Below are 17,078 nucleotides of genomic sequence, written 5' to 3' on the forward strand. Positions count from 1 at the left end.
GGGTTCTCTCTCCTTTAAGCTTGGATTTCTTGCTTCTGTAATCCTCTTATTAGTACTTCTACAACTTCTTTGCGACTGAATGTACTTGGAGGGATTTCTCCATTTCTTAAAAGTTCGCGAACCTTTGTACCTGAAAGAATCTCATGATGTTCACTTCCATGTGGGCATGTTTTTGTCGAAGCCATATTCTCACATTTCTTACAATAGAAACTATGCTCAAAAAATAATAGATTTATCCCAAGCTCCTCTTCTGTAAATGCACTAAAAATTTTCTGAGCGTCATACGTTCCATAGTAATTACCAACCCCTGCATGATCTCGACCAACGATAAAATGGGTACAACCATAATTCTTTCTTACCATTGCATGAAACACTGCTTCTCTTGGACCAGCATAACGCATTGCTGCTGGAAAAACGGCTAGAAACACTCGATCTTCAGGATAATAATTCTTCAATAGCACTTGATAGCTTTCCATTCGAACATCTGCTGGAATATCGTCTGATTTTGTTTCTCCCACTAATGGATTTAAGAATAGACCATCTACAATTTCTAGTGCAGCCTTTTGAATATATTCGTGTGCACGGTGAACAGGATTTCTAGTTTGGAATCCAACAACTGATTTCCAACCTTTTCCTGCAAAAACTGCTCTTGTTTCAGAAGGTTCTAAGTAAAAACTGCTAAAATCTGTTCTTTTTAACTTTTTTAGTAATTTAATAGCTCCACCAATATATACATTTCCTCTATCAAGCATTTTCTTTACACCAGGATGAGCTAAATCTTCTGTGCGATAAACAGATGAAGCCTCCACCTGTTTATTAGGAATATATATATCTTCGACTGTTAATACTCCATATACTTCCCCTTGATACACTAGCTTGACAGAGTCATTCAATTCAACCGTTCTCGCTTGTTCTTCTGTAATAGGTAATGTAATAGGAATACTCCAAACTTCTCCAGTTGAAAGGTGCATATTTTCTACAACTGATTCATAATCTCTTTGTTTTAGGAATCCAGTTAACGGGCTGTATGCTCCGTTTCCAATTAACTCTAAATCACTAAGTGCAATGGTATCGATTTCTATCTCTTTTGTTAAAGCAGCTATATTAAAATCTGGTTCATATAAATTAATTAGATTACCACCATGTGGTTGACTTAATGACATATTAGGCACACCTTTCCCTTTTCCATTTTATATTCCTCCACCATCTTCATAGATGGTGTTGTTATCTTCTCTAATTGTTTTCAACATATTAATAATCCCTAATGTTGCTATACAAACACTCAATATAATAAGTACCATATAATAATCAAATTTTATAAATAATTGAACGAGACTGTATGAAAGAACAAGTGATAGTATTGGGGATACAATCCATACTTTTAAAATCCTTGTTACCATCTTTTTCTTTAGAATGCCATAACCATTTTTGGCTACACCTATCCCAATAATAGCTGAGCTAGTTACTTGTGTAAGAGGGACTGGTAAACCGAATATTGAGGCTATTGTGACAAGGGTTGCCCCTGTTCCTGAAATAAGCCCGCCTTCAAGCTTAGAAAATCGAACAATTTTCTTTCCATTTGTCTGTAGTACCCTTCCACCTAGAAGAAAAGCACCTAAAGCAATAAAAAGACCACCAATTATTGTTCCTACATTCATAGAAATTAAACCAGCACCAACTAATGGTCCAATAGAGTTTGCCACATTATTCATTCCTGCTGAGAAAGCTTCAAAGCAACCAACTATAATGACAAACAGAGATAAATACTTTTCGTTTGCTGGATTTTGTAACCACTTACTTTGTTTTTCCACTTTCTTTATATAGTTCCCTGCTAGCACTGCTATTAAAAAAGCGATAAAAGGAACAAGCAACCAAAAGAAAACAATCCACAAAATATTACTAATAAATAAGCTCTTAAATGCAACTCCTACTCCTACTACACTTCCAACAGTAATCTCACTTGTCGAAAGTGGAATTCCCATAACATTTGCTAAAAAGAGGGATAGAGCTGCAGATGATAGGATAATAAGTACAATTTTGGCATCAAGTAAAGCACTTGGAATGATATCTTCTCCTATTGTTTTAACTACTTCACTTCCCCCAACAAAAGCACCTAAAAAAATCGCAACTGCACAAATTAGTAAGGCATTTCTTTTTTTAGGGATGGCTCCAGAGCCATAAGCCACTCCAAGACTTGCTGCTGCTCCACTTGCGCCAATATTCATGGCGAAAAACAAAGACATAATACCTGCTAAAATAACAATCATCCATTTATACCTCTAACTTGTTATTGTAAGTGAAGCCCACATTCTGTTTTTCCTTTACCTGACCATCTTCCAGAACGTAAGTCATCCATATTTATTGCTGGTTGCGTACAGGTCTTGCAACCAATACTTGGATAGCCTTGGTCATGTAGAATGTTATAATCCAATGAATTCTTATGTGCATACCTCCAGACATCTTTCCATGTCCAATGAATTAATGGACAAACCTTTATGGATTTAAACTTATTATCCTTATTTAGATATTGAGTATGCTTTCTAGTTTCCGACTGCTCCCTTCTTAAGCCTGATATCCAAGCAGTTGGATTTGTCAGAACTTCATGTAATGGAATGACCTTACGGATTTCACAACACTTGTTTGGCTTTGTTAACCAAAGCTCTTCTCCATATTCCTTTGCTTGTTCTTCTAAAGTCAGCTTGGGCTTTTTCATTTCTATTCGTAAGTCTGGATATCTTTTTTTCACTTTTTCTATTAATTCATATGTTTCTTTAAAGTGAACATCTGTATCTAAAAAGACTATTTTGGCATCTGGTTTCACTTTTGAGATTAAATCAATGAGGACTATTCCCTCAATTCCAAAGCTACATGCATAGACTATTTCTTCTTTGTACATATCATAGGCCCATGTTAGAACTTCTAAAGCACCCTTTGTATCTGTGTCACTAGAAAAATTAACAGGCGGGTTTGTGTCTATGTTTTCATAGGTTAAAGCTAAGCTCACCAATAAATCCCCCATTCTTTTTCAGTCATATAAGCTTAAGTTTCCAAGCCATACAAAAAGAGGCACCTTTAACCAATGTTTCTTCGTTAAAGTGCCTCTAGTTTATCTAGTCAGCTAATTATTTACTTAAGCGTATTTTTTCGTTTCGTTCAATTTGAATAATTTTCCCATCCTGTATCACTAATGTAACAGAACCAAATTTCATCGTTTGTAGAATTTCCTCTAGTTGTTTCTTTACTTTGTCCAGCTGATTTGCTTCCCCCACCACAAATCCCTCCTTATAAAAAGGTCAAGCTTTGACTCTAACTATTAAAAAATCTTCCCATTCTGGAAAGATACAAGGCAATTATGTTACCTTATCTTTCAAAATGGCCATCCACTTTGTAGGATTTAGCACCTTGCTTTCTTTAGCAGGTTGCTGGACTTCTTCGGGCCAGATCCCTCAGTCACTCTTGATAAGTATTTTTCTAAATTTTATCATAATTGTTATTATTGTCAATAAGTTTTTCTAGTTGTTTAGTCGGAATTATAGTGAGTCATACTTTCTATATATTACAGTGTTTATTTCCTATTTGTTCCTACTTTTTTGTTGTTTATAGAAAAAACTGGTTAGTTTTCTACTAACCAGTTCTATAACCATTATCTTTTTCTTATTTTCATTAAAGGCTTTGCTATGATTGGGGTAATGATACCGGAAAGGATGGCTTCTGGTACTCCGTTTGTTCCAACTATTGCTAATAATGCTGGCAACAATTCTTCTACATTGATATTAATAAAATTTGCGTAGGGCTCACGTACAAATAAGTAAACGAATCCAAGTACAAGTATCGTGTTTGTTAGGGAACCTAACACACCAGATATACTCATTGCTACTGTATCACTTACTTTATTTCGCAGCACTTTGTAGAAAAGCAACCCTGCGACAATTCCAATCATCACTCTTGGAAAGACAGATATAAGTGGATTTGTAAATATAATTGGTGCGAGTGCACTAGTTGGGAATGTAAATGCTCTAATAAATGTAATCATTCCCCAAACTCCCCCTATAATTGCACCATCTCGTGGTCCTAAAACAATGGCTGCAATAATAACGGTAATTTGTATAATCGTAATACTAAGTAGTCCAATTGGTATATATCCTAAAAATGGGATAAAAGTTTGAATAATAATAATGGCGGTCAGCATCCCTAATAGGGCTAAACGATAGGTTTTATTCTGTTTTTGCATAATCAAAGTGTTCTCCTTATATGGTTGAAAGGTCTACCCTTCCTTATAATCAAAATCATAGTTATCATACTAAAAAAAGAGAAGAAAATCGAGATAGTAAATTTATTCATCTAGAAACTTTTCTTGTTTAGATTGATGCTTATCACCATAAGTTATTCCAACCTTTATAAAGAGGTGTGCTTTTTTAATGTATCTATAAATGTTTTCACTACTTGCTTTTCTTTCATAACAGGGGAATAGATATAGGACAGCATCCGAGTAAAACTGGTTTTAGCAACTGGGATCATATGCAAATCACCATACTGTACCTCTCTTTCTACTACACTCCTAGACAAAAGGGATATCCCATTTCCGTTTATTAGTGTTTCCTTAATTCCTTGATTACTACTGATAGTGATAAAGGATCTTGCTTTTAATCCATTTGAACGAATAACATGATTCAAATATTCTCTTGTTCCAGAACCTACCTCCCTCGTTATCCAATCTTGATTTTGCAAATCCGAAAGAACTATCACCTGCTTGCTAGTTAAAGGGTGTGAAGAAGAAGCAACAAAATATAGTTCATCTTCTAAAAATGGGACTACTATAATATCTTTTTCATTTGTTTGTCCTTCAATAAATCCGATTTCTACTTGAAACAGTCGGACAGCTTGTACAATTTCCTCTGTGTTCCCAATTGTTACCTGAATCTGCAATTCTGGGTGTTCTTTCTGTAAGTCTAGCAGTAAGCTTGGAAGAATATACTCCCCAATAGTAAAACTGGCTCCAATCTTTAGCTCCCCCTTAACAGCATGATGGTGTTCCACAATTGCTTGCCTTGCTTGCTCATACAAGCTGATCATTTGGACAGCACAATCATAGAGCATTTCTCCTGTTGGAGTAATTTTCAGATATTTAGGGGACCTTTCCACTAATTTCGTTTGAAATTCTTTTTCTAGATTTTTTATATGTAAACTAACACTAGGCTGCGACATAAGCAGTAGCTCTGCCGTCTTCGTAAAATTTTTCACCTCAACCAAGGTAACAAATGTTTTGAGAGCATCATATTGCATGATTAACTCCTCCCTATTATTAAAAATTCTAATAGCTACCATAATTTATATGTATTTTACTAATTCATATGATTCCAGTAAAGTAATTTTAGTATAGGTATAAATGGGAACGGTAGAATAATTGGGTTATACTTCACTTTGAAATCCGATTTATCTTATAGGTATAATAAATTTAAGTGACAAGTACCCGTCTCCGTTATAAAATGAATTTTAAGAAAAATCAATCTAATGGAATTATGCAGTTATTATCTTTGTGAGGTGAACGTGTTGCAGCTTCAAGTGAACAACAGTCCTTTTAATCAAGAACAAACAGACTTATTAAACCGGCTTGTACCAACTTTAACAGAATCGCAGAAAATTTGGTTAAGTGGCTATTTATCTGCTATTACACCTTCTAATGTATCTGAAACTCCATCAACACAAACTAGTTTACTAGAACAAACATTGATAGAAACCGTAAAGGAAATAACTATTCTTTATGGATCTCAAACAGGAAATGCTCATAGTCTAGCTAAAACATTTGGTAAGCGATTAAAAGAAAGTGGGTTTGAAACAATTGTTCAATCCATGAGTGACTTTAAGCCAAATAACTTAAAAAAGATTACTAATCTATTAATTATTGTCAGCACACATGGTGAAGGGGAGCCACCAGATACAGCTCTTGCTTTTCACGAATTCCTCCATGGAAAAAGAGCTCCAAAGCTAGAGAATTTCCAGTATTCTGTCCTTTCTCTTGGGGATAGTTCTTATGAATTCTTCTGTCAAACTGGTAAAGAATTTGATAAACGATTGGAAGAATTAGGTGGAACAAGGCTATATCCACGTATAGATTGCGATTTAGATTATGATGAACCAGCAAATGAGTGGTTGGAAGGTGTATTGGCTAGTCCACAATTAAATGCTCATACAAAAGCTACTACTACTCTGGCAACTTCTACTTTTGTTGAAGAAACTACCTATTCCCGTACAAATCCTTTTTATGCAGAGGTATTAGATGTAATTAATCTAAACGGGCGTGGCTCTAATAAACAAACATTCCATGTAGAGCTTTCACTTGAGAATTCAGGAATTTCTTATCAACCAGGAGATAGTTTAGGAATTTATCCAACTAATGATCCAAAATTAGTAGATGAACTAATTAATCAGCTAGGTTTTTCTCCTGAAGAAAACATTACAATTAACAAACAGGGAGAAACACTTGAATTACGTGAAGCTTTATTAGCTCAATTTGAAATTACGGTTTTAACGAAACCTTTTGTAGAAAAATATGCTTCCTTTGCAGAAAGTATGGAATTAAATCAATTATTATCTGACGAGAAGATAAAGGATTATATCGAAGGGCGCGACTTATTAGATTTAGTAACAGATTTCCCATCTGTTAAACTAGATGCCCAAACCTTTGTTTCTTTGCTTCGTAAGTTGCCTGCTCGACTTTATTCCATTGCTAGCAGCTACACAGCAAACCCTGATGAAGCTCATTTAACCATCGGTGCGGTTCGTTATGAATCTAATGCTAGAGAGAGAAAAGGAGTTTGCTCGATTCAAATAGCAGAACGAATCCAACCAGGAGATAAACTACCAATCTATATTCAGAACAACCAAAACTTTAAACTTCCGGAAAATCCTGAAACACCGATTATTATGGTTGGCCCTGGAACGGGTGTAGCTCCATTCCGATCCTTTATGCAAGAAAGAGAAGAAAGAGGAGATAGCGGAAAATCATGGTTATTCTTTGGCGATCAACACTTTGTTACAGACTTCCTATATCAAACAGAATGGCAAAACTGGCTAAAGGATGGAATTCTCACAAAAATGAATATCGCCTTCTCTCGTGATTCGTCAGAAAAAGTATATGTACAACACCGTATGCTTGAGCACAGCAAAGAATTATATGAATGGCTAGAAGATGGTGCGGTTTTTTACGTATGTGGAGATGAGAAACATATGGCTCATGATGTACATCAAACGCTTCTTACTATTATACAGAAGGAAGGAAATCGGTCATTAGATAGTGCTGAGGCGTATGTAGGTGAAATGCTGCAAAATAAACGCTACCAGCGTGATGTTTACTAATAATAGGACAGAAAGGAGTCTTTTTAATGGCAAAAGAAATCCTGAAGGCACCAGAAGGCCCACCTAGTGATGTGGAGCGTATCAAGGATGAAAGCAATTTTTTACGCGGAACTTTAAAGGAATCCATGATTGAGGAGTTAAGCTCAGGTATTTCAGAAGATGATAACCGCTTAATGAAATTCCACGGTAGCTATCTGCAGGATGACCGAGATATCCGTAATGAACGTGCAAAGCAGAAATTAGAGCCAGCTTACCAATTTATGCTTCGTGTTCGCACTCCAGGTGGTGTAGCAACACCTGAACAATGGCTAACAATGGATGAGTTAGCACAGAATTATGGAAATAAGACATTAAAATTAACAACACGTCAAGCATTCCAAATGCACGGTATCCTCAAATGGAACATGAAACAGACCATTCAGGATATTCATCACTCCTTGCTTGATACCATTGCTGCTTGTGGAGATGTAAACCGTAATGTTATGTGTAATCCAAATCCATATCAATCAGCTATTCATAGCGAAGTATTTGAATGGTCGAAAAAACTAAGTGACTACTTGTTACCTCGTACACGTGCTTATCATGAACTTTGGTTAGATGAGGAAAAAGTGGCCTTTTCTCCAACAGTAGATGAAGAAGAAGTGGAGCCTATGTATGGGAGACTTTATTTACCTAGAAAATTTAAAATAGGTATTGCTGTTCCTCCTTCTAATGATGTGGACATCTATTCCCAAGATCTTGGCTTTATCGCCATTATGGAGGATGAGAAGCTAGTTGGATTTAATATTGCCATAGGTGGCGGTATGGGAATGTCACATGGTGACAAAGAAACCTATCCTCAGCTTGCCAAGGTGATTGGCTCCTGTGCTCCAGAACAAATATTGGAAGTAGCAGAAAAAATAATTACCATTCAACGTGATTATGGCAACCGCTCCGTTCGGAAAAATGCTCGTTTTAAGTATACAGTTGATCGACTGGGATTGCAGAATGTGAAGGCAGAAATAGAGAAGCGCTTAGGATGGAACTTACAAGAAGCTAAATCCTTTCACTTTGATCATAACGGAGATCGTTATGGCTGGGAAAAAGGAGTAAAAGGAAAATGGCATTTCACTTTATTTGTAGAAGGCGGACGGATTAAAGATTTCCAAAACTACTCATTAATGACAGGCTTAAGAGAAATTGCAAAAATCCATACAGGTGACTTCCGCTTAACTGCCAACCAAAATTTAATTATTGCTAACATTTCCAGTCGCAATAAGAAAAAGATTAGCGAGCTAATTGAGCAGTATGGATTAATGGATGGCAAGCGTTTCTCAGCACTTCGTAGAAATTCCCTAGCCTGCGTATCTCTTCCAACCTGTGGATTAGCAATGGCAGAAGCTGAGCGCTATTTACCTGTTTTAATCGATAAGATTGAAGAAATTGTCGATGAAAATGGATTACGTGATGAAGAAATTACCATTCGTATGACTGGATGTCCTAATGGTTGTGCTAGACATGCGCTAGGAGAAATTGCTTTTATCGGTAAAGGTCCAGGAAAATACAATATGTATCTAGGTGCAGCCTTTGATGGTAGCCGCTTAAGTAAGCTATATAGAGAAAATGTGGGCGAAGCAGAAATCCTCGCAGAGCTTGGTGACTTACTTCCGCGTTATGCAAAAGAGCGTTTAGAAGGCGAACATTTTGGCGACTTTGTCGTTCGCATTGGCGTTATTAAAGCAGTAACAGACGGTACCAATTTTCATGATTGATCATAAAAAGCAGCCTGCAGGCTGCTTTTTAGCATTTATAAAGATTATATACTCCGTAATTTCTGATAGTTGCTCTTCATTGTGGAAACTTGGAAAACTTTGTTTCATTTGAGATGAGCAGCAATAACTTACTTGGCCAGAAAAGAGCTGGTCAGCCGTACGAAATTACACCTGCCTATGTTTTACTGGCATCAGATGATGGTTCATATATTCGCAAGTCATTCATGTTAATGGTGGATGCTAGTGTATCTTCCTAATGAGAAAGGTACTGTCCATATTAATTAGACAGCACCCTTCCCTTAAATAATATTCTGTAAAACCTCTTGGATGCTATGTTCTCCTGATACAAGATCAAAAGCTTTCCTATATACTTTCTCCGCTTCTAAAGAAGCCATGATAGTCTTTGCCACATCTTCCCTTGGTATCATTCGATTCCCACTTGTTATATTTTCTGCTGCATGAATTTTACCAGTACCAGCTTCATTCGTTAATCCCCCAGGGCGAATAATAGTATAATTCAAAGAGCTATGTTCTAACAGTCTATCAGCATAATGTTTGGCTACATAATAAGGCCTAATGACATCACTCCAATTGTCTCGATTATGAGCTTGAATTGCACTTACCATAATAAACCTGCTGACATTTGCTTTCTCTGCTGCCTCTATCGCTTTAACAGCACCATCAAGATCAATTAATAAAGTCTTGTCTGCCCCAGTACTTCCACCTGATCCTGCAGCAAATACAAGAGCATCACATCCCTCTATGGCTTCTGCTAACTTTTGTACACTTTCTTCTAAACTAATAAGTGCTGTTTCTATCCCCTTTTCTTCTAGAGACGAAGCTTGTTCTGTTGTACGAACCATTGCCTTAATAGCATGTTCCTTACTTTCATGTAGCAAAGTAGTTAGTTGTTTACCAATTTGTCCATTTGCCCCAATAACAAATACTTTCATGTTTCTTCACCCCTTCTATCATCTATTTTCTCATTATAAAAAGTTCGTTTCAAACAATTACCTTTTTAAAAAATATTCCTATTATATAAAAGAAAAGATGATAGCCAATTTTAAGTGACTATCATCTTTTCTTTTATATTTCTTATACTTCCCTTTTAAAAACCATCGCCCCATATACTGGTATCTCTATCATTCCACTTACGTTTTGTTGTGATAGTAAATCATACATTGATTCCTTAACCTCAATGGTTTGCAATTTTTCAGTAAAATTCATGACAAAATAATATTGGTGCGTTTCTGATTCCCTCAACTGTACGGAAACCCCTTGCTCATGAACAATCACCTTGCTACGCGGAAGATCTAAGCTCTCAATCAATTCATGATAGAAGTCATCTAGAAATGCCTGCTCAGTTCTAGCACCTAGATAATAAGCTTTACCATTTCCGTAACTATTTACCACAACTGCAGGGCAACCTTGATAGAAATCATCTCCATAAGTCCCTAGCACTTGAGCACTTTTATTATCTATTATTGTACAATAATCAATAATTTCATATTCTTTATCATTATATTTAAGTCTATTACGATCAAGAGGATAAAGTGTATCTGTCTCTTTTATATCTATACCAAATATATTCTGAAGTTTAGTATGCCAGCCTGATAAGTATGCTAAATCTGTTTCGTTTACTAATCCTGTTATATACGAAGAAACTAGTGTTCCACCATTACTAACATACAATTCTAACTTATCTATTGTCTCTTCTGACATTAGATATAGCATAGGAGCAATAACTAATTCATATTTATCTAGGTTTTGGCCTGGTGTAATAATATCTACACTAACATCCTTACTCCAAAAACTACTGTAATGCTTTTGCAAAGTTTGTGGATATTGCTTTGTTGCTTTTGCAAACCCTTGTGTATCATTTATTGCCCAATTACTTTCCCAATCATACAAAATAGCAATTTTGGCATTTTTATTTGTATCTTTAATTTCTTTCATTTTCTCTAATGCATCACCGACTGCTGATACCTCTTTAAATACTCGGTTATTTTCACTGTTATCATGGTCTACAACAGCTCCATGGAACTTTTCTGATGATCCTCTTGATTTTCTCCATTGGAAATACAACACACTATCTGAGCCATGTGCAATGAATTGTAAAGAAGATAATAAATGCATGCCTGGTCTTTTTGTCTTATTTACATCATGCCAATTTACACCGCTTGGCGTGCATTCCATAATTAAAAAAGGCTGTTGTTTTAAAGAACGATATAAATCATTAATGAAACCAACCTTTGTTGCTAAATCCTTGGTTTCTTCCCAATCATTATGCCAAGCAGGATAACAATCCCAGCTTAGAATATCTACGTGTTTAGCAAACTTGCTATAATTTAAGCTTTGAAATGGAATTAAATCATGTGTATCTGCCATAAAGTTCGTTGTTATAGGAATATCAGGTGTCATCTCTCGTAATGGAATAATTTCGTGCTCATAGAAATTAATGGTCTGATCTGTCACGAAACGTTTCCAATCAAGTGTTAACCCATGCACCATATTTTCTCCAAGAGAAGATGGTGATTCAATTTGTGACCATTCCGTAATAGTATGACTCCAAAATGGTCCCCACCAAGAATGGTTTAAATGATTTAGTGTCTCATACTTTTCTTTTAACCATGCTCTAAAGTTCGCCTGACAGAGATTACAATGACAATCTCCACCGTACTCATTAGAAATATGCCACATTAATAAAGCAGGGTGATTTCCATAACGTTCTGCTAGCTTCCTATTAATAATAGCTACTTTTTCTCTATAAATTGGAGAGGAAAAACAATGGTTGTGTCTGCCACCATGCAATAATTTCATTCGATTTTCTGCTGTTCTTAAGACTTCTGGATACTTTTCTGACATCCATGCAGGTCTTGCTCCACTAGGGGTTGCTAAGATTACTCTTCCACCCATTTTATGAATAGCATCCATTCTTTCATCTAGCCATTCAAAATGAAATTCTCCTTCTTTAGGTTCTAGTGCGCTCCATGCAAAAACACCTAGTGTAAACGTATTTGTTTTAGATAATTCCATTAATCGCAAGTCATCTTGTAAAATATGAGGATAATTAAGCCATTGGTCTGGATTATAATCTCCTCCATGCAGTAAACGCGATTCTGTCATTTTCTTTTTAGTCATTGTCATACCTCCAATTTTATCCTTTTGTTCCACCCGCTGTTAATCCAGATACGAAGTGCTTTTGAAGAGCGATAAATACGATTGCTATAGGAATACTGATCAGAATAGCCCCTGCAGCAAACATCGTATAGCTTGCTCCCATTTTGTCACTTACTAACTTATATAAGCCTATTGGTAATGTAAAATACTCTGGATTTCGCAAGATAACAGAAGAAATGGCAAAATCACCTAGTGGTGCCGTAAAACCATTCATTGCAACTACTGCAAGCATTGGTCTTGATAATGGCATTAGTATTTGCCAGAAAATGCGGGTATTACTTGCTCCATCAATCTTTGCACTTTCATCTAAATCTAGTGGAATAGAGTCGATATACCCCTTCATCAAATACGTATTCATTGGAATTTGCCCACCAACATAAATCAAGATTAGCAACCAATGACTATTAATTAATCCAAGCATTTGTGCTAAGACGAAGATAGCAATCAAAGCCGAGAACTGGGGAATCATCTGTAATAATAAGAATAATAAGAGCCCATTCTTTCTGCCTTTAAAGCGGAATCTAGAAAAGGCGTATGCTGTGAATGATACACAGATCATGGATAAAACCATTGTTAAGATACTAATTTTCATGGAATTCATATACCATTTCCCATAGAAAAGTGTACCTCCTTGTTCAAATAAATCACTGTAGTGACTGATAGTTGGACTTTCAGGAATTATACTTGTACTGACAAGGCTATTTCCTGGATTAAAACTAGCTCCAATTGTCCAAACTAATGGGTAAACGATCGCTACACAAACAAACAATAAGAGAAGGTAAGAAAGCGTCATTCGTATCGTGCGCTGTCTTTTTATGCCGACTGTTTTTTTCGCCATGCTTTACTTTACCTCCTTAAATGAGTTTGTTCTTCTAAACTGCCAAAGCGCAATGGTAATAACAAATATACTCAATAATATTGTAAGAGCTGCTGCTAAGGCATATTGACTGTTCTGCATGGTTAATTTATAAATCCATGAAACAAGGATATCTGTACCACCTGCAGTAGAGCTAGGTACAGCTGGCCCACCTGCATTAAAAAGATAGATAATATTAAAGTTATTAAAGTTGAAAGTATATTGAGTAATAATGATTGGTGCCATAGAATACAAGATCAATGGCAATGTAATATTTTTAAACTTTTGAAGAGCTGATGCTCCATCAATCGTTGCTGCTTCATAAAGATCTTCCGATATAGATTGCAAAACACCTGTTGTAACAATAAAGATATAAGGAAATCCCAACCAACCTTGAATAAGTAATAGTGCTATACGAGTCCAATTGGCATTGGTTAACCAGGGGATAGCATCTATTCCTAAAAATGCAAGAATAGAATTATTAATAGCACCAAAGCTATCGTTAAACATTCCTGCAAATACAAGAATCGTTACGAATCCAGGTACTGCCCATGGTAATACAAGAATGGTTCGGAAAAACTTTTTGAAACGCAATTCTTTTTGGTGAACAACTACTGCTAGAAATATACCTATACTTACTTGCAGAGTGGATGCTATCAGTGTCCAGATAAGTGTCCATCCTAGTACATCAAAGAAAGTAGAACGCCAAATATCTACAGTGAATATCTTCTTGAATGTCTCCAATCCGACCCAATCCACTAAATTAGCTGGAGCAGAATGATATAAATCATAATTAGTAAAAGCAAGAGCAAAACAGAATAAGATGGGGAAGATCACAGAGAATACCAGTAGAATAAAGGCTGGGCTGGTAATGAGATACGGATAGCCTTCTTGCAATAGCACTTGGTATTGCTCTCTAATAGAAGCAATTTCAAACCCTTCATCTCTCTTTTTCCCATTATGAAAAGCATCTTTAATATTTAAATAATAGAATAATAGACCGAAAGCTATCACAATTAATGAAATGATTCCTTCTGCAAGCAAAAAGATCGAGTTATCTCTTGGAACTTGCTCTCCAAGTGTGACAATTCCCCATAATCCCATATTAAATAAATCCTTAAAAACAATAATAAATGCGATAGAAAAAAGAAGGAAAAGTGCTCCTTTCACTCGCTGCTTATTATAAAATTGTCCGATACCTGGGATAATAGAAAGTATTGCTGCCTTCTTCGCATAATTAGTATCCTTTTGAACTGTATTAGTTGTAAAGCTCATAAATGTAACTACACCTCTTTCGTTTCAAAAGGGACAAGTATATTTATACTGCCCCTCCTTCTTTTATCTCTTAATTCCCACTATTTGCTGCAATAGTTCCTTCAATGGTTTCTACTGCAGTAGACAATGCATCTTTTGGATTCGCTTTACCTGTCGCGATAGTTTGCAATGCAGAGTCAATTGGCTGCCAAACGGCATCCATTGCTGTAATGCCTGGAGTAAGCTGAGAGTATTGAGATTGATTTGCTACTGCTGTTGCACTTTCACTTTCTGTCACTGCCGGGTCTTCTGCCAAAGCCTTTACTGCTGGGACTTCTTTTGTAATTTCATAGCGTGCTTTAGAATTCTCTTCATTTGCTAGAAATTCCACTAATTCTTCTGCAAGTTCTGCATTTTTACTATAAGTGCTCACGTTATAGCTCTTTACACCAATAAATGAACCCATATGTTCTCCATTTGCCAATAAAGGAAGCTCCATTACTCCATAATTAATACCTGCTTCTGCATATGGTTCTAAATTCCATGGTCCAGAGATTACTGCTGCTGCTTTACCTTCTGTAAATAAGGAATCCAACACATTGATTCCCTGTTCTCCGATGATACCTGATGGGAATAAGCCATCTTTATAGAAGGTAGAAATATATTCTGCTCCTTCAATCGCACCAGTATTATCTAAACCAATATCTTTTGCATTATAGGCGCCTTTACTATCCTTACCGAATACATAGCCACCATATCCACTTAAGATACCGTTAGCATAATAAATTTGATCCCATAGTGCTAACAATCCATAATTATCGTCCTTTGTAACTTCTTTAGAAAAGTCGTACCACTCCTCTATCGTCTTAGGTAATTCCTCTTCCGACACTAGGTCTTTGTTATAGTATAGGACAGTAGTTTCAACTGCTTTTGGAAGACCATATACTTTCCCTTCTACCATTTGGGAATCTATTGCAGCCTCTGTATACATGTTTTTCACAGCATCATCAATTGTTATTTCTTTCAATATTCCCTCTGTAACGGCTGTCCCGATTTGATCAGCGGGTATCGTAATAACATCTGCGCCAGTTCCAGCTGGTCCATCTAGTCTTAAATCTTCTAATTGGTCAGCGTATGCTTTTTCTTCTACTTTAATCTTTACATTCTTTTCTTCTTCAAATTTCTTGATTGCTTCTGCAATACCATCTGATTTGCTTTGGTCCTCCCAAACTAATAAATCATAACCATTTTTATTTTGCTTAGATGAAGTTTCATTTGTTGTCTCATCAGACGGTCCACATCCTGTCAATGCTAAAGCTAAAGAACTACTCAAAAGTATTGCTGTAAGCTTCTTTTTCATCTTTTTTCCACCCTTTGCTTTTTGTAATATACTGAAAACGTTTTCTAAAATAAAGAATACTACAACGTTTTCATTTTGTAAATATATTTAGTATTAAAATTTATCTATATAGTGTTATTCAACACCGAATTATTTTATAAAAATCCTATAAAGTTAGATTATCCTTCTAACCTTCTCAACTACATAGGAAAATAATTTACTAAAAAAAATTACTGTTTTGATTGTATTTCGCTTATAATAAGATAGTAAAACAGTTTTTCAGGAGGATTACATGGTCACCATTAAAGAAATTGCCGAGAAATCTGGTTTTTCTGCCTCAACCGTTTCCAGATTACTAAATAACGACACTACACTTTCTGTTTCACCAGATACAAAGAAGAAGATTTTAGATACAGCTATTGGGTTAGGTTATGAAAGGAAAAATATACAACCCTTGATTGAGAAGGTAGCATTACTCTATTGGATTACCGATAAAGAAGAGTTAGAAGATGTTTATTTTAAGCAAATGCGACTAGAGCTTGAAAAAAATGCCTTAGATCAAAATATGGAACTTCATTTATACAAGCATGAGGATGGAATTAAAAATATCCCAAATGATATCTCGGGTTTTATTGCTGTAGGGGCTTTTACATCAGATGAGATATCAAGGTTACGTAATAAAACAAAGCGTGGCGTTTTTATCGATACAAACCCTGTTCCCGAGCTATATGATGCTGTCTTACCTGATACCGTAAGAATTACTAAGAAAGCTATTGATTATTTTATAAACCAAGGGCATAAGAAAATAGGCTTTATTGGTGGTACTTATCATAATCCAGATACAAATAAAGACGAAATGGATATTCGTGAAACTACCTTCCGTTCTTACATGAAAGAGGTTGGGATATTAGAGGAGAAATATGTATTCGGAGAGAGACATTTCTCTGTTAATGATGGCTATACAGTAGCAAAAAAGGCCATTTCAACCTTAAAAGATGACCTTCCAACGGCTTTTTTCATTGCATCAGACCCTATTGCAGTAGGCAGTCTACAAGCATTTAATGAGAATAATATTTCTATTCCAAACAGAGTAAGCATTATAAGTGTCAATAATATTAGCGTAACAAAATACGTGTCTCCACCGCTTACAACATTTCATATAGACATCCCTGAGCTATGTAAAACGGGAGTCCATTTATTACTAGAACAAATTATTGGCCAGCGAAAAATTACAAAGACTGTACTTCTTAATTCAGAATTAATAATAAGAAAAAGCACTTAAAAAGAAACTGCACCCTCCATTGTTAGACAGTGTCTAACAATGGAGGGTGCAGTTCACAAC

14 protein-coding genes, 1 pseudogene and 1 riboswitch are annotated in these 17,078 nt (G+C 35.8%); of the genes and pseudogenes, 4 read left to right on the forward strand and 11 right to left on the reverse strand.

Going from position 1 to position 17,078, the window contains the following annotated elements; translation table 11 throughout:
* Nucleotides 1–14 precede the first annotated feature (14 nt).
* The 6 genes from sat to F9279_RS11705 form a co-directional block, all read right to left on the reverse strand.
* Nucleotides 15–1,163, reverse strand: coding sequence for a sulfate adenylyltransferase (gene sat / locus F9279_RS11680; RefSeq protein ID WP_152113195.1), 1,149 nt, complete (start codon nucleotides 1,161–1,163; stop codon nucleotides 15–17).
* 27 nt (nucleotides 1,164–1,190) lie between these two features.
* Nucleotides 1,191–2,267, reverse strand: a complete 1,077-nt coding sequence (locus F9279_RS11685) for an inorganic phosphate transporter (RefSeq protein WP_319020760.1) — start codon at nucleotides 2,265–2,267, stop codon at nucleotides 1,191–1,193.
* 20 nt (nucleotides 2,268–2,287) lie between these two features.
* The gene (locus F9279_RS11690) at nucleotides 2,288–3,004 is read right to left on the reverse strand and encodes a phosphoadenylyl-sulfate reductase (RefSeq protein ID WP_413463207.1); all 717 of its coding nucleotides are present in this window, start codon (nucleotides 3,002–3,004) and stop codon (nucleotides 2,288–2,290) included.
* Between the two features lie 118 nt (nucleotides 3,005–3,122).
* Nucleotides 3,123–3,251 carry a YezD family protein gene (locus F9279_RS11695; RefSeq protein ID WP_413463208.1) on the reverse strand — a complete coding sequence of 43 codons (129 nt, stop codon included), beginning with the start codon at nucleotides 3,249–3,251 and terminating at the stop codon, nucleotides 3,123–3,125.
* A 106-nt stretch (nucleotides 3,252–3,357) separates the two neighbouring features.
* Nucleotides 3,358–3,466: riboswitch (SAM riboswitch) on the reverse strand.
* A gap of 177 nt (nucleotides 3,467–3,643) precedes the next feature.
* Nucleotides 3,644–4,231 carry an ECF transporter S component gene (locus F9279_RS11700; protein WP_152113201.1) on the reverse strand — a complete coding sequence of 196 codons (588 nt, stop codon included), beginning with the start codon at nucleotides 4,229–4,231 and terminating at the stop codon, nucleotides 3,644–3,646.
* 164 nt (nucleotides 4,232–4,395) lie between these two features.
* A complete protein-coding gene (locus tag F9279_RS11705) occupies nucleotides 4,396–5,283 on the reverse strand; it encodes a LysR family transcriptional regulator (protein WP_152113203.1) in 888 nt (295 codons plus the stop codon).
* Between the two features lie 267 nt (nucleotides 5,284–5,550).
* Here F9279_RS11705 and F9279_RS11710 point away from each other — a divergent pair, with 267 nt between their 5' ends.
* From F9279_RS11710 to F9279_RS11720, 3 genes and pseudogenes are all read left to right on the forward strand, one after another.
* Nucleotides 5,551–7,356 carry an assimilatory sulfite reductase (NADPH) flavoprotein subunit gene (locus F9279_RS11710; RefSeq protein ID WP_152113205.1) on the forward strand — a complete coding sequence of 602 codons (1,806 nt, stop codon included), beginning with the start codon at nucleotides 5,551–5,553 and terminating at the stop codon, nucleotides 7,354–7,356.
* 26 nt (nucleotides 7,357–7,382) lie between these two features.
* Nucleotides 7,383–9,107 (forward strand): assimilatory sulfite reductase (NADPH) hemoprotein subunit, encoded by a 1,725-nt coding sequence (cysI, locus tag F9279_RS11715; RefSeq protein ID WP_152113207.1) that lies wholly within the window; start codon nucleotides 7,383–7,385, stop codon nucleotides 9,105–9,107.
* 140 nt (nucleotides 9,108–9,247) lie between these two features.
* Nucleotides 9,248–9,351, forward strand: a pseudogene (locus tag F9279_RS11720) (NAD(P)-dependent oxidoreductase); the annotation flags it as partial.
* A gap of 55 nt (nucleotides 9,352–9,406) precedes the next feature.
* On the opposite strand, the gene F9279_RS11725 reads toward F9279_RS11720, so the two are convergent.
* The 5 genes from F9279_RS11725 to F9279_RS11745 form a co-directional block, all read right to left on the reverse strand.
* On the reverse strand, nucleotides 9,407–10,060 hold the full coding sequence (locus F9279_RS11725) for an SDR family oxidoreductase (RefSeq protein ID WP_152113209.1): 654 nt from the start codon (nucleotides 10,058–10,060) through the stop codon (nucleotides 9,407–9,409).
* Between the two features lie 142 nt (nucleotides 10,061–10,202).
* Nucleotides 10,203–12,248: a beta-galactosidase gene (locus F9279_RS11730; RefSeq protein ID WP_152113211.1), complete on the reverse strand. Its 2,046-nt coding sequence runs from the start codon at nucleotides 12,246–12,248 to the stop codon at nucleotides 10,203–10,205.
* Nucleotides 12,249–12,264: 16 nt separating this feature from the next.
* Nucleotides 12,265–13,080 carry a sugar ABC transporter permease gene (locus F9279_RS11735; RefSeq protein WP_413463209.1) on the reverse strand — a complete coding sequence of 272 codons (816 nt, stop codon included), beginning with the start codon at nucleotides 13,078–13,080 and terminating at the stop codon, nucleotides 12,265–12,267.
* Nucleotides 13,081–13,128: 48 nt separating this feature from the next.
* Nucleotides 13,129–14,418: a carbohydrate ABC transporter permease gene (locus F9279_RS11740; RefSeq protein WP_152113215.1), complete on the reverse strand. Its 1,290-nt coding sequence runs from the start codon at nucleotides 14,416–14,418 to the stop codon at nucleotides 13,129–13,131.
* A 70-nt stretch (nucleotides 14,419–14,488) separates the two neighbouring features.
* Nucleotides 14,489–15,757 carry an extracellular solute-binding protein gene (locus F9279_RS11745; RefSeq protein ID WP_152113217.1) on the reverse strand — a complete coding sequence of 423 codons (1,269 nt, stop codon included), beginning with the start codon at nucleotides 15,755–15,757 and terminating at the stop codon, nucleotides 14,489–14,491.
* 271 nt (nucleotides 15,758–16,028) lie between these two features.
* Between F9279_RS11745 and F9279_RS11750 the strand changes: the two genes are divergently transcribed.
* Nucleotides 16,029–17,018 carry a LacI family DNA-binding transcriptional regulator gene (locus tag F9279_RS11750; RefSeq protein ID WP_152113219.1) on the forward strand — a complete coding sequence of 330 codons (990 nt, stop codon included), beginning with the start codon at nucleotides 16,029–16,031 and terminating at the stop codon, nucleotides 17,016–17,018.
* Nucleotides 17,019–17,078 lie beyond the last annotated feature (60 nt).

This window comes from Bacillus sp. B1-b2 (assembly GCF_009183415.1).
Lineage (GTDB): Bacteria > Bacillota > Bacilli > Bacillales > Cytobacillaceae > Niallia.

Bases quoted from the DNA above. Each gene is read 5' to 3' on its own strand.
- F9279_RS11725 (WP_152113209.1), bottom strand. From the start codon at position 10,060: ATGAAAGTATTTGTTATTGGGGCAAATGGACAAATTGGTAAACAACTA.
- F9279_RS11730 (WP_152113211.1), bottom strand. From the start codon at position 12,248: ATGACTAAAAAGAAAATGACAGAATCGCGTTTACTGCATGGAGGAGAT.
- F9279_RS11685 (WP_319020760.1), bottom strand. From the start codon at position 2,267: ATGATTGTTATTTTAGCAGGTATTATGTCTTTGTTTTTCGCCATGAAT.
- F9279_RS11745 (WP_152113217.1), bottom strand. From the start codon at position 15,757: ATGAAAAAGAAGCTTACAGCAATACTTTTGAGTAGTTCTTTAGCTTTA.
- F9279_RS11700 (WP_152113201.1), bottom strand. From the start codon at position 4,231: ATGCAAAAACAGAATAAAACCTATCGTTTAGCCCTATTAGGGATGCTG.
- F9279_RS11705 (WP_152113203.1), bottom strand. From the start codon at position 5,283: ATGCAATATGATGCTCTCAAAACATTTGTTACCTTGGTTGAGGTGAAA.
- sat (WP_152113195.1), bottom strand. From the start codon at position 1,163: ATGTCATTAAGTCAACCACATGGTGGTAATCTAATTAATTTATATGAA.
- F9279_RS11735 (WP_413463209.1), bottom strand. From the start codon at position 13,080: ATGACGCTTTCTTACCTTCTCTTATTGTTTGTTTGTGTAGCGATCGTT.
- F9279_RS11740 (WP_152113215.1), bottom strand. From the start codon at position 14,418: ATGAGCTTTACAACTAATACAGTTCAAAAGGATACTAATTATGCGAAG.
- cysI (WP_152113207.1), top strand. From the start codon at position 7,383: ATGGCAAAAGAAATCCTGAAGGCACCAGAAGGCCCACCTAGTGATGTG.
- F9279_RS11750 (WP_152113219.1), top strand. From the start codon at position 16,029: ATGGTCACCATTAAAGAAATTGCCGAGAAATCTGGTTTTTCTGCCTCA.